12 protein-coding genes are annotated in these 10,471 nt (G+C 65.9%); 6 read left to right on the top strand and 6 right to left on the bottom strand.

Annotated features, from left to right (window positions below):
• From AC2FM3_RS17340 to AC2FM3_RS17315, 6 genes are all read right to left on the bottom strand, one after another.
• Nucleotides 1-2,328: efflux RND transporter permease subunit (locus AC2FM3_RS17340; protein ID WP_496684351.1), on the bottom strand; the 2,328-nt coding region annotated here is incomplete at its 3' end.
• A 4-nt stretch (nucleotides 2,329-2,332) separates the two neighbouring features.
• On the bottom strand, nucleotides 2,333-3,787 hold the full coding sequence (locus AC2FM3_RS17335) for an efflux RND transporter periplasmic adaptor subunit (protein ID WP_496684348.1): 1,455 nt from the start codon (nucleotides 3,785-3,787) through the stop codon (nucleotides 2,333-2,335).
• 107 nt (nucleotides 3,788-3,894) lie between these two features.
• On the bottom strand, nucleotides 3,895-4,437 hold the full coding sequence (moaB, locus tag AC2FM3_RS17330) for a molybdenum cofactor biosynthesis protein B (RefSeq protein WP_496684345.1): 543 nt from the start codon (nucleotides 4,435-4,437) through the stop codon (nucleotides 3,895-3,897).
• Nucleotides 4,438-4,441: 4 nt separating this feature from the next.
• Nucleotides 4,442-5,062, bottom strand: coding sequence for a LysE family translocator (locus tag AC2FM3_RS17325; protein ID WP_496684343.1), 621 nt, complete (start codon nucleotides 5,060-5,062; stop codon nucleotides 4,442-4,444).
• Nucleotides 5,059-5,658, bottom strand: a complete 600-nt coding sequence (locus tag AC2FM3_RS17320; RefSeq protein ID WP_496684340.1) for a metallophosphoesterase family protein — start codon at nucleotides 5,656-5,658, stop codon at nucleotides 5,059-5,061. Before AC2FM3_RS17320 ends, AC2FM3_RS17325 begins: the two co-directional genes overlap by 4 nt.
• Entirely contained in the window at nucleotides 5,655-6,422 is a 768-nt protein-coding gene (locus AC2FM3_RS17315; RefSeq protein WP_496684337.1) for a uracil-DNA glycosylase, read from the bottom strand. Before AC2FM3_RS17315 ends, AC2FM3_RS17320 begins: the two co-directional genes overlap by 4 nt.
• Nucleotides 6,423-6,515: 93 nt before the next feature.
• Between AC2FM3_RS17315 and AC2FM3_RS17310 the strand changes: the two genes are divergently transcribed.
• From AC2FM3_RS17310 to AC2FM3_RS17285, 6 genes are all read left to right on the top strand, one after another.
• The gene (locus AC2FM3_RS17310; RefSeq protein WP_496684334.1) at nucleotides 6,516-7,121 is read left to right on the top strand and encodes a scavenger receptor class F, member 2; all 606 of its coding nucleotides are present in this window, start codon (nucleotides 6,516-6,518) and stop codon (nucleotides 7,119-7,121) included.
• A 65-nt stretch (nucleotides 7,122-7,186) separates the two neighbouring features.
• Nucleotides 7,187-8,122: an aspartate carbamoyltransferase catalytic subunit gene (locus AC2FM3_RS17305; protein WP_005979082.1), complete on the top strand. Its 936-nt coding sequence runs from the start codon at nucleotides 7,187-7,189 to the stop codon at nucleotides 8,120-8,122.
• Nucleotides 8,119-8,637, top strand: coding sequence for a hypothetical protein (locus tag AC2FM3_RS17300; protein ID WP_496684331.1), 519 nt, complete (start codon nucleotides 8,119-8,121; stop codon nucleotides 8,635-8,637). Before AC2FM3_RS17305 ends, AC2FM3_RS17300 begins: the two co-directional genes overlap by 4 nt.
• Nucleotides 8,622-9,008: a hypothetical protein gene (locus tag AC2FM3_RS17295; RefSeq protein ID WP_496684328.1), complete on the top strand. Its 387-nt coding sequence runs from the start codon at nucleotides 8,622-8,624 to the stop codon at nucleotides 9,006-9,008. The genes AC2FM3_RS17300 and AC2FM3_RS17295 overlap by 16 nt, the downstream gene beginning before the upstream one ends.
• Nucleotides 9,005-10,285 (top strand): dihydroorotase, encoded by a 1,281-nt coding sequence (pyrC, locus tag AC2FM3_RS17290; protein ID WP_496684325.1) that lies wholly within the window; start codon nucleotides 9,005-9,007, stop codon nucleotides 10,283-10,285. Before AC2FM3_RS17295 ends, pyrC begins: the two co-directional genes overlap by 4 nt.
• Nucleotides 10,285-10,471: glycerol-3-phosphate acyltransferase (locus tag AC2FM3_RS17285; RefSeq protein WP_496684322.1), on the top strand; the 187-nt coding region annotated here is incomplete at its 3' end. The genes pyrC and AC2FM3_RS17285, both read left to right, overlap by 1 nt.

Below are 10,471 nucleotides of genomic sequence, written 5' to 3'. Positions count from 1 at the left end.
CAGCTCGACCCGGATCTCGGCACTGCGGGGTCCGTCAGGGAAGGTCGCGGCCTCGATCCCGTTCAGGCGGTTGCGCAACACCCGGCCCAGGGTCTCGATGCGAAAGCCCAGCGCCTCGCCCTGGGCCGTCAGATCCAGAATGAACTCTTCCTTGTCATAGGCCAGGTTGTCTTCAAGCGCCGAAACCTCGGGGTATTTCGACAGCTCGGCTTGCAGCGCCTCGGACGCAGCCTTCAACGTGCTCACGTCGGCGCCATAGAACTGTACGTCGATCGCATCGCCCCCTGGACCCGAACGCCAGCCCCGGAAGCTGAGCAACTCGACCTTTGGGTGGCGCGGCGCGAATTCCTGCAGCTCGCCCACGAATTCGAAACTGGAATAGGGGCGCAGGTCGGCGTCGATCAATTCGATCGAGATGCCACCCAGTAGATCGCTGTCCTTGCCCTGCGCGGCCGACAGGCCATAGCCGGCGCTGCCGCCGACCTCGGCCAGAACATAGTCGATGGGGTTGCGGCCATGGCGTTCTTCGTAGATCCGGCCCAGTTCCTCGGTCGCGCGCTGCAGCATGTGCATCATTTCCAAGGTATCCGCGCGGGTGGCGCCCTCGGCCATGATGAAATTGCCGGTCACCGAGCCGCGCTCGGGGGCGTTGAAGAACCGCCAGGTCACGTCGCCCCGGATGAACAGCGCGATCTGGCTGGCCAAGATGGCGACCATCAGCGCCACCACCACATAACGCGCCCAGATGGCCCAGGCGACCAGCGGGCGGAACAGATGGTCGCGCACCCAGCGAAAGCCCCGGTTCACCACCCGGTTGGGCCAGTCGTACCAGTGTTCCTTCGCCGAATGCGCAATGGCGTGGGACATGTGGTTGGGCAGGATCAAAAAGCATTCGACCAGCGAGGCGGCCAGCACCGCGATCACGGTAAAGGGAATGTCGCGGATCAGCTCGCCGAACCGGCCGCCGATAACGGTCAGGCCGAAAAAGGCGATCACCGTCGTGACGGTGGCAGCAAGGACTGGCATCGCCATGTGCCGGGCCGCGCGTTCAGCGGCAACCACCGGTGGCTCGCCCAGGCGGCGGGCGCGGAAATCGGCATGTTCGCCCACGACGATCGCGTCATCGACCACGATGCCCAGCGTGATGATCAACCCGAACAACGAGACCATGTTGATCGACAGCCCGCCGATATACATCAAGGCGATGGCAGCCGACATGGCCACCGGAATGCCTGCGGCCACCCAGAAGGCAATGCGGGCGTTCAGGAACAGAAACAGCAGGCCCACCACCAGGCCCAGCCCCATCAGGCCGTTGTCGATCAGGATGTCCAGCCGGTCGGTGATGGCCTGCGCGCGGGTACGGATCAGGTCGATCGTGATGCCTTCGGGCAGGGTGGCCTGCATCTCGGCCACCACGTCTTCGACCGTGTGCTGAATGCCGATCGCGTCGCCCAGGTTCGACCGGTCCACGCGGATCGACATGGCCGGGTTCTCGCCCACGAAATAGCTGCGGTTACGGGTCACCCCCTCGAGCCGGATTCGCGCCACGTCGCGCACCACCAGCTTGGACCCATCGGGATAGTTGCGCAGCACGATGCCCTCGATCTGTTCGGGGCTGCGCTTTTCGATCCCGGTGCGGATCCGGGCATTGGCCCCAGACACATCGCCCGCGGGGTTGACGGTGACTTCGGCGGCAATGGCGGCGGCGATCTCGGACATCGTGATGTCGCGGGCCATCAACTGCGCGGTGGGAACCTCGACCACGATGCGGGGTGCGGCCAGCCCCCGGATCGTGGTACGGGTCACGCCGGCCGCGAACAGGCGGTTGATCAACTCGTCCGTTAGCCGGGCCAGCTGCTCGGCCTCAACGGGGCCGGTGATGACCACATCCGTCACCCGATCGCTCCATGCTGACCGCCGGATCGAGGGCTCTTCGGCGTCCTCGGGCAGGTTGGTGACGCTGTCGATGGCGGTGCGCACGTCTTCGATCGCGCGGGCCATGTCCCAGTTCGGTTCGAATTCCAGGGCGATGGTCGCGGTTCCCTCGCGCGAAGTCGCTTCGGTGGTGGCGACGCCATCGATCCCCTTTAGCGCGGGTTCTAGGATCTGGACGATGCCACTGTCCATGTCCTCGGGACCGGCGCCGTCCCATTCGACGTCGATTTCCACCCATTGCATCACGACATCGGGAAAGAACTGCGCCCGCATGTTCGGGGCCGCGGCCGCCCCAAGGACCAGCATCACCACCAGCAAAAGGTTGGCCACGGTCCGGTGCCGGGTGAAATAGCTCAGCAGGCCGCCGGCCGCATCCGGGATCCCGCGCATCATCGCGCTAGCCCCCCGTCCGGGTTTCCAGGCGCTGCACCAGTGACGCAGGCACCTTCGAGGCGGCCAACTGGTTCAGCACCCGGGTCTTGACCTCTTGCGGCATACGCTCACTGGCCTCGACTTGGGCCACCAGCCGCGCGCGCTGTTCGTCGCTAAGCTCGACCATGTCGGGGTCGGCGGCCGCGCTGTCCTCGATGCGGACGGGGCGCACCCGGACACCGGCGCCTAGCAGCGGCGTGCGCGCCACCACCACTTCGCGCCCGGCAAGGCCCGCCCCGCGCAACAGAACCGCGTCACCCTGTCGGCGCACCAGCTCGACGGGTAGAACCGCAAGGCGGTCCTCGCCCTCGAGCACAAGCACCGTGCCCTGCGCATCCAGCGCCGAGGCCGGCAGGCGCACCACGTTTTCCAACGGCTGTTCCTGCACCGAGACGGTGACGAAATCGCCCGGCTTGAACCCCGTCGTCTGATCCAGCCGCGCAAAGATCAAACGCCCGGTCTGGCCTTCGCCAGCCGAGCCGCTGTCACGGCTGATGCGTCCGGTGGCGACCAGATCGGTCCCCGTCACCTCGAGCGAGACCGTGACCGGCGCCGTGATCAGCGCGCCCCGCTCGTCCAGCAGGCGCACATATTGCGCGGTGGACACCCGGAACGCGACCTCGAGCGCCTGCGGATCCACCAGTTCGGCCAGCTTTTCGTTCGCGGTCACCAGCCCGCCCTCGACCAGCGACACACCCGAAAGCGTGCCGTCGAACCCGGCCCGGATCGTCATGTCATCGACATCGCGTTCGGCCGAGTCCAACGCGATCTGGGCGCGCGCCAGCAGCGTGGTCGCCTGATCGACCCGCGACTCGGCCTGGGCCAGCGCGATCCGGCGCGACAGAACCGTCTGGCGGGCCGAGGCGGCGGCCAGTTCCGCCTCTTCGACGCTGGCCGTTGCCCCGACCCCGCGCTCCAGCAGATCCTTCTGGCGTTGCAAGGCCCGTTCGCGCAGGTCGGATTGCGCCTGCGCGGCGCGTAGTTCGTCCTGCGCCAAAAGCAGCGCGCGTTCCGCGTCGCGCTGTTCGAACTGCGCATCCAGCAGATCCGAGCGCGCCCGTTCCAGCGCGGCCAAGGCATCGGCGGGGTCCAGTTGCACCAGAACCTCGCCGGCGCGGACTTCGCCGCCCTCTTCGAAATTCTCCGCCAGGCTGATCACTCGCCCGCCAAGCGCAGCCCGCAACTCCAGCCGGCGGCGGCTCTGGACCTGTCCGAAAGCCTCGAGATACGGGGTGGCCGTCGTCACCTCGGCCTTTTGCACGGTGACGGCGAATACCCGTTCGCGCGGGGGCGGCGGGTCGGAATCGCGGGTCATCACCTCTTGCACGGCACCGGTGATCAGTTGCGCGGCCACCAGCAGCAACGCCAACATCAGCGACGCCAGAAAGATACCGACAAGGCTTTGCCGCAGAAATCGCATCGATCATTCACTCCGGTCGCAGCAGGCTGCCATGCACACGAACGTAGCCTGACAGCAAAAAATGCCAAGCCACAAGGCAGTTAACCCACCTGAAACGCACGACCAGTCTACTTCCGTCGCAGGTGTTCGTCCAATCTGGGCATGATTTCCACGAAATTGCAGGGGCGGTGGCGGTAATCCAGCTGTTTTTCGAGGATCCCGTCCCACGCATCCTTGCAGGCACCGGGGCTGCCCGGCAAGGCGAACAGATAGGTCCCGCCCGCCACGCCGCCCGTAGCCCGCGACTGCACCGCCGAGGTGCCGATCTTTTCCATCGAGATCAGGGTGAAAACGGTTCCGAAGGCCTCGATTTCCTTTTCGTAGACATCGCGATGGGCCTCGACCGTGACGTCGCGCCCGGTCAGCCCCGTTCCGCCGGTCGAGATGACCACGTCGATCCGGGGGTCGGCGACCCAGGCGCGCAGCTGGTCGGCGATCTGGTCGCGTTCGTCCCGGATGATCTTGCGGTCGGCCAGGATGTGACCGGCGCGTTCGATCCGGTCGACCAGCGTCTGGCCTGACCGGTCCTCGGCCATGGAACGGGTGTCCGACACGGTCAGAACGGCGATGCGGACAGGGATGAACTCGATCGTTTCGTCGATGCGGGACATGGGTTCAGGTCCTTTCCATGACGGCCAGCCGCACCGCGAGCGCCGTGAAGACGCCGCCGCTGACCCAGCCCAGAATGCGCGAGGCGCGCGGGCTGGAGACCAGCACCCGCCCGGCTCCGCCGGCAAAGGCCCCAACCAAGCCGTTTACCACCAGCCCGCCGACGGCGATGATCGCGCCCAACGTCAGGAACTGCAGCAGGACCGACCCGCTGTCGGGCGAGACAAATTGCGGGATGAAGGCCAGCACGAACAGGATCACCTTGGGGTTGGTCAGGTTCACCAGCATCCCGTCGCGAAAGGCGAAACGCGTGGGCCGGGCCGGTGTCTCGGCCAAGATCGCCCCGTTGCGGATCGCGCCCCAGGCCAGATACAGCAGATACCCGACGCCCATCCAGCGGATCACGTCGAACAACCATGGCAGCGCCGCAACTGCTGCGCCCAGGCCCAGCCCGGCCAGCAGAACATGCACCATCAGACCCGCCGACACCCCGGCGCTGGCCACGACCGCCGGGCGCGCGCCCGAACGCAGGCCCTGCCCAAAACAAAACATCATGTCGGCCCCGGGCGTGAGGTTCAGCGCCAGGGCCGCCGGAACGAATGCCAGCAGCGTGGTGGCTTCAATCATGTCTCGACCTCGAACCAGTTGACCTTGGGGCCCAGGTTGGCCACCTGCGTGCGGCCGATCCTGCCGCGTGCGCCCCAGCTGTCGTGGATATGCCCGCAAAAGTTGAATTCGGGCTGAATCCGTTCGATCGCATCGCGCACCGCGACCGAGCCGACGGACAGTCCCTGCGATGTGACATCCCCGCAGGATTTAGGCGGCGAATGGGTGATCAGGATATCGGCCCCGTCGCAGCGGTTCAGCAGTTCTTCGGCCTCGGCCTCGGTCAGATCGCAGGACCAGTCTCCGAAGGGCGTGACCGGCACGCCATAGCCCAGCCCGAACAGTTCAACGCCGTCCAACGTCATGCCCGACCCGTGCAGCACATGCACGCCGTCCGGCGCGGCCCGGGCCAGTTCCTCGGCGCTTTCGGCATTGCCGGGCACCAGCACCATTGGCGCTGAAATGCCCGACAGCATCTCCATCGCCTGATCCAGCCCTTGCCGCCCGTTGCAGTAATCTCCAGCCCCGATCACCAGATCCGTGTCCGCGCTGGCCGCTACCAGTTCGGCCGCCCTGTTGCGGGCCAAGTGCAGGTCGGAAAAGGCCAGTATCTTCATCTATTGCCCTCCAGAAACGCGCGCAGTTCCAACAGATCGGCCCAGGCCTGACGCTTGGCATGGGGTTGGCGCAACAGATAGGCCGGGTGCAGCATCGGCAGGACCGGCAGGTTCAGCGCCTGATCCCACTGACCGCGCAGCCGCGTGATGCCGCGTTTGCCCAGTACTGCCTGACAGCTGATGTTGCCCATCACCACCAGAACCTTCGGCTTGGCCAGGGCTACGTGCCGCTCCAGAAACGGCTGCATCATGGCAATCTCGTCCGGCCGAGGGTCCCTGTTTTGCGGCGGGCGCCAAGGCAGGACATTGGTGATGTAGACGTTTTGGGCGCGGTCCATATCGATCGCGGCCAGCATCCGATCCAGCAACTGCCCGGCGCGGCCGACGAATGGCTTGCCCACGCGATCCTCATCACGACCCGGAGCCTCGCCGACGATCATGACAGGAGCACCGGCGGTGCCGTCGGCAAAGACCAGGTGCCGCGCGCCGCGCTTCAGGTCGCAATGAGCGAACGCCTCCATCGCCGCGCGCAGTTGATCCAGAGACGATGCGGCCGCAGCCGACTTTTTCGCCTCGGCCACCGGGTCCAGCGCAACCGGCTTCTGCGGCGCGGCCTGAGGCGTAGCAGGTTTCCGCGCCTTGGGCGTCGTGTCCGGCAGGGCATAGCGATCGATCGGGGTGTCGACGATCGCGTCGGTCACACCCAGTTCGACCTGCCATTCCAGCAGGGCGCGCGCGGTAAGAGGATCAAGGGCCGATTCCATGCTCATCAATCTAACCAGCTTTGCGAGAAGGGAAAGCGAATTGGCCTTGCCTTGACCCGTTGCCCGACCGACCATGGCCCTGTCATGGTCCGAATGCTGAAACTCCTGTTGATTGCCCTGTTCGTCCTGCCGATAGGCACGGCCTTGGCCCAGTCGTTTCTAGATGATCGCGGACAATGCCGCGCGGGCCAGTTCCAGTGCGGTCTGAAATGCTGCTCGGTCGGCCAACGCTGCAGCTTTGACGGGTTCTGCATTCAGGCCGGGGGCACCTATTGCGGCGGCGGGCGGTCCTGCGGACCGTTCGAGAAATGCGTGGCCGGGGGCACCCGATGTGCACCGGCAGGGGCGAACAAATGCGCCTCGCGGCTGGATTGCCCGGGCGGGACCTTTTGCAACGGGCGCGGCGAATGCGAGCGCAGTTCGCCAGACTTCGACCCCTCACCGAAACCGGCAACGCCCTGCGACGACGGGCGGACCTGCGCACCCGGCTCGACCTGCCTGCCCGGCGGAGGTTGCACCCGCCCCGGCTGGTACCTGTGCGAAGAGACCGGATCGCAATGCCGCACCGGGTTCAAATGCTCGGCCAATCAAGGCTGCGTGCCCAGAAAGGCCATCGATTGCGGATACGGCAAGTGGTGCAAACCCGGCGAGCGGTGCCTGCCCGAAGGCGGATGCGAGAAACTACCCGATGGGGACTGAGTCCAGTTGCCCCGACGCGCTGTGCTTTCTATAAGCGGCGCGACTGTCAGACAGGAGCCCGGCCCATGCGTTTCGCCCATCGTCACCTACTTGGCATCGAGCATCTGTCCCAATCCGACATCACCGCCATTCTGGACCTGGCCGAAAAATACGTCGATCTAAACCGGCAATCGGCCAAGCACTCGGACGTTCTGGCGGGGCTGACCCAGATCAACATGTTCTTCGAGAACTCGACCCGCACGCAGGCCAGTTTCGAACTGGCGGGCAAGCGTCTGGGCGCGGATGTGATGAACATGGCGATGCAGGCCAGCTCGATCAAAAAGGGCGAGACCCTGATCGACACGGCGATGACGCTGAACGCGATGCATCCCGACCTGCTGGTGGTGCGGCATCCGCATTCGGGCGCGGTGGATCTGCTGGCCCAGAAGGTCAACTGCGCGGTGCTGAACGCCGGTGACGGGCGGCACGAACACCCAACGCAGGCGCTGCTGGATGCGCTGACCATCCGCCGGGCCAAGGGGCGGCTGCACCGGTTGAACGTGGCGATCTGCGGGGATGTCGCCCATTCCCGCGTGGCGCGGTCAAACCTGATCCTGCTGGGCAAGATGGAAAACCGCATCCGCCTGATCGGCCCACCGACGCTGGTGCCCGCGCAATTCGCCGAATTCGGGGCCGAGATCTATGACGACATGACTGAAGGCCTGCGCGACGTGGACGTTGTGATGATGCTGCGCCTTCAGAAAGAGCGGATGGATGGTGGGTTCATCCCGTCGGAACGGGAATACTATCACCGCTATGGCCTGGACGCCGCCAAGCTGGCGCTGGCCAAGCCGGACGCCATCGTGATGCATCCCGGCCCGATGAACCGCGGCGTCGAGATCGACGGGACGCTGGCCGATGACATCAACCGCTCGGTCATCCAGGAACAGGTCGAGATGGGCGTCGCCGTGCGCATGGCCGCGATGGAGTTGCTGGCCCGCAACTTAAAGGAGGCGGCATGAGAGATCTGACCCTATCCGCTGGCGAGCGCGGCGTGATCCGCCTGTTCGCGCTGGACATGCGCCCCGAAGAGGCGAAGTTCCTGCGCGAACCCGGCGCGGCAGATCAGGTCCTTGGGGTCTCGGGGCTGGACCCCAAGCAGATCGACGTCTTTCCGGTGTCCGACCTCGAGGATCTGGGCCTCTACGGCTATCTCAGCGAGGGCTGCGGCGTCTCCGAGGACCAGCTGGACTGGGCCAAGCTGGAGTCGGTCGACGGCTGGGTTCTGGTGCTGCGCAGCGCCGCTCTGGGTGGGCGCGCGGTCACATTGGACCCCGACCCGCGCCTGCGCCTGATCGGCCTTTACACCGAAGAGGCCACGAACTGGACCGGCGGCGCTATCGCGACCGAAAGCGCGAGACCGTACTCGGCCGCGCCGAACCCGGTTTCGAGCGAGCAACCCCGCCAGACGGGATCGGCCATACTTGCCCTGATCATACTGCTGGTCATCGGAGGTGCTCTGTGGCTGATCCTGTGATCTTTGCGCCGGACAAGGGCGCCTATGTCCGCACCAACGCCTGGCTGGCCGCGGGCGCGATGGCGGGCGCGATGTTCGTGCTGTGGCTGATCGGCAATCCCTATGTCTGGACCGGCGCCCCGGCCGGTCTGGCGGCGGTGGGCGTCCGGGCGTGGTACCTGGCGTCGGAGGAACTGGCGACCAACTGGCAGATGACCAACACCACCCTGACCGGCCCCGGCGGACGCAGCGTGCCGCTGAAGCAGATCGCGGCCGTGAATATCATGGGCAGCTTCGTGCAGATCGTCACCAAGGGCGGCGACAAGCACCTGATAAAGTACCAGACCGACCCGGCCGCCACCAAAGCTGCGATTGAAAGGGCAATGGCATGACCAACCTGATCTTCACCAACGCCCGCCTTATCGACCCCGAAGCCGGAACCGACGCGCTGGGCTGGCTGCACGTGGCCGATGGACGGATCGTGGCCAGCGGGGGCGGTTCGGCGCCCGCAGCGGACGCGCAGATGATTGATTGCGGCGGCCAGTGTCTGGCCCCCGGCATCGTCGATATCGGCGTCAAGGTCTGCGAGCCGGGCGAGCGACACAAGGAAAGCTACAAATCCGCGGGCCTTGCCGCCGCAGCCGGTGGCGTGACCACAATGGTCACCCGACCCGACACCCTGCCTGCGATCGACACGCCGGAAACGCTCGAATTCGTCACCCGCCGCGCCCAGGCTGACACGCCCGTAAACGTGCTGCCCATGGCCGCCCTGACCAAGGGCCGCGACGGGCGCGAAATGACCGAGATCGGGTTTCTGATGGATGCGGGTGCGGTGGCCTTTACCGACTGCGACCATGTGGTGGCCGATACCAAGGTGTTTTCCCGCGCGCTGACCTATGCCAAGGCCTGCGGCGCGCTGGTCATCGCCCACCCGCAGGACCCTGGCCTGAGCCGCGGGGCCGCCGCCACCAGCGGCAAGTTCGCCGCCTTGCGCGGTCTGCCGGCCGTTTCGCCTATGGCCGAACGCATGGGGCTGGACCGCGACATCGCCTTGCTGGAAATGACCGGCGCCGCCTATCACGCCGATCAGATCACCACGGCCCGCGCCCTGCCCGCGCTGGAGCGGGCCAAGCGCAACGGGCTGGACATCACCGCCGGCACCTCGATCCATCACCTGACACTGAACGAACTGGACGTGGCGGACTATCGCACCTTCTTCAAGGTCAAGCCGCCGCTGCGCTCCGAGGATGACCGGCAGGCGGTGATCGAGGCCGTGCGCTCCGGCCTGATCGACACGATCAGTTCGATGCACACGCCGCAGGACGAGGAAAGCAAACGGTTGCCGTTCGAAGAGGCGGCCTCGGGCGCGGTGGCGTTGGAAACCCTGCTGCCGGCTGCGCTGCGCCTGTATCATGCCGATCAACTGGACCTTCCGACCCTGTTCCGGGCCATGGCGCTGAACCCGGCGAAACGACTGGGGCTGGACTGCGGCCGCCTGAGCGCGGGCGCCCCGGCTGATCTGGTGCTGTTTAACCCGGATGTGCCCTTCGTGCTGGACCGGTTCACGCTGAAATCGAAATCGCAGAACACGCCGTTTGACGGGCAGCGGATGCAGGGTAAGGTCACCGCAACCTACGTTGCAGGCAAAGAAATCTACCGGAGACCCTGATGCCCCCTCTCGACAGCACGACGACCCAACTGATCATCTGGGCCGCGATCGGATACCTGATGGGGTCCATCCCCTTCGGTATGCTTGTCGCGCGCCTGATGGGGTTGGGCAACCTGCGCAAGATCGGATCGGGCAATATCGGCGCCACGAATGTTCTGCGCACCGGGAACAAAGCGGCGGCCGCGC

Source organism: Ruegeria sp. BHSB172 (assembly GCF_059613165.1).
The sequence above is the reverse complement of the archived record's forward strand: the minus strand, read 5'-3'. Positions and strand labels throughout refer to the sequence as shown.

Bases quoted from the DNA above. Each gene is read 5' to 3' on its own strand.
- AC2FM3_RS17335 (WP_496684348.1), bottom strand. From the start codon at position 3,787: ATGCGATTTCTGCGGCAAAGCCTTGTCGGTATCTTTCTGGCGTCGCTG.
- moaB (WP_496684345.1), bottom strand. From the start codon at position 4,437: ATGTCCCGCATCGACGAAACGATCGAGTTCATCCCTGTCCGCATCGCC.
- AC2FM3_RS17325 (WP_496684343.1), bottom strand. From the start codon at position 5,062: ATGATTGAAGCCACCACGCTGCTGGCATTCGTTCCGGCGGCCCTGGCG.
- AC2FM3_RS17320 (WP_496684340.1), bottom strand. From the start codon at position 5,658: ATGAAGATACTGGCCTTTTCCGACCTGCACTTGGCCCGCAACAGGGCG.
- AC2FM3_RS17315 (WP_496684337.1), bottom strand. From the start codon at position 6,422: ATGGAATCGGCCCTTGATCCTCTTACCGCGCGCGCCCTGCTGGAATGG.
- AC2FM3_RS17310 (WP_496684334.1), top strand. From the start codon at position 6,516: ATGCTGAAACTCCTGTTGATTGCCCTGTTCGTCCTGCCGATAGGCACG.
- AC2FM3_RS17305 (WP_005979082.1), top strand. From the start codon at position 7,187: ATGCGTTTCGCCCATCGTCACCTACTTGGCATCGAGCATCTGTCCCAA.
- AC2FM3_RS17300 (WP_496684331.1), top strand. From the start codon at position 8,119: ATGAGAGATCTGACCCTATCCGCTGGCGAGCGCGGCGTGATCCGCCTG.
- pyrC (WP_496684325.1), top strand. From the start codon at position 9,005: ATGACCAACCTGATCTTCACCAACGCCCGCCTTATCGACCCCGAAGCC.